The 1,241-nt window shown below is 49.1% G+C and carries 1 protein-coding gene; it reads right to left on the reverse strand.

The window, feature by feature from the left end:
• Positions 1 to 13 precede the first annotated feature (13 nt).
• Complete coding sequence (locus tag PKO02S_RS32045) at positions 14 to 1,147, reverse strand: IS4 family transposase (RefSeq protein WP_127589348.1); 1,134 nt, start codon at positions 1,145 to 1,147, stop codon at positions 14 to 16.
• Positions 1,148 to 1,241 lie beyond the last annotated feature (94 nt).

Consider the following 1,241-nt stretch of genomic DNA (forward strand, 5'->3'; position numbering starts at 1 on the left):
CCAGGCCTGTTGATTAACCAGAATATGTAACTGTCGTTGATCCGAAATGGAGATTCACCAAACGCTCAATCCGAATCGTCCATTCGACGGGCAACTCGCCTAAAAGCAGCAATCGAGCAAAACGAACAAAAGAGAGATTAGCATGACGAGGAAACGCTTGCCCTGCCCCATCAAATAGCCATTTGAGCAGTACAAAGACGAGTAGTGCCGCGAACAACTGACCGTAAACGGCATTTTCGGTTGTGCCAAATAGTGTGGGAATGTTTAGGTGCTGTTTGATCCAGCGAAAGAACAGTTCGATTTGCCAGCGGGCTTTATAAATCAGGGCGATTTGTTCAGCGGTAACGCTCATCAAATCGGTGACAACGCGAATCTCTCTGCCTTCAAAATCACGAAAGATGACGACGCGATGACGCTGTTTGGAACGACACTGTGGAGTTCCCAGTTGGCAAGTGATATCCCGAACAATCGGAGAAGTTGCAGCCGCTTGCCGTCGCAATGCATAAGGTTTTTCGACATGAACATTGTCGCGAAGCCGAACGACAAAGGATTGCCCGTCTTGTTTGTAGCGATCCAATCTCTCCAGTTTGCCGTAAGCACGATCCATGACCAAAATAAAGGCAGGATTCTCCAACGTTTCGCATACTGGCCCATCGTGCCTTGCACCGATCGTTTCCGTGACACCAAGTGGCTGTCCGTTTTGCGCCCGCAAGGCAACATGCAGTTTTACCGCAGCCCGTTCTCCGTGGAAGGGAGCCCATGGCAACCGGGTTTTTCCCACCGTCATAGTCGTTGAGTCAATCAGCAGCAGTTCCTTGGGAAACGCCAACTTCCGCCTCGTTTCCCGATTACATTTGCGGACAAGGAGTTGAAACAGCTCTTTAAATATAGCAAACGGCACATCCGCTGCTTTTCCGGAGAAACAGGAATAATGAATAGGAGACAAGCCACTACGAACAGCATGATCCGCACCGAATCGATACCCCGACCATTCTTCACTGGCTGCGGCAACCCAATATTGAAGCAAATGATAGACGGTGAATTTGCGCGCTTTATCGACATAGCCGACCGCCTCAACGATCGATTCGACTTCCTCGGATGTTAGAACCGTTTGAAGAATAGGGAGAATCGTGTTAGACTTTTTCATGGAGTCGTCACCTTCCGGTTGTTTGTAGGGGTACAAACAGTTTACCGGGTTGACGGCTCTTTTTCTACCATTTGTTGGTTAATCAACGGGCATG

Source organism: Paenibacillus koleovorans NBRC 103111 (assembly GCF_004000845.1).
In the GTDB taxonomy this organism is placed as follows: Bacteria; Bacillota; Bacilli; order Paenibacillales; family NBRC-103111; genus Paenibacillus_AA; species Paenibacillus_AA koleovorans.

Excerpts from the sequence above, each read along its gene's own strand:
- PKO02S_RS32045 (WP_127589348.1), bottom strand. The coding sequence starts at position 1,147 with ATGAAAAAGTCTAACACGATTCTCCCTATTCTTCAAACGGTTCTAACA.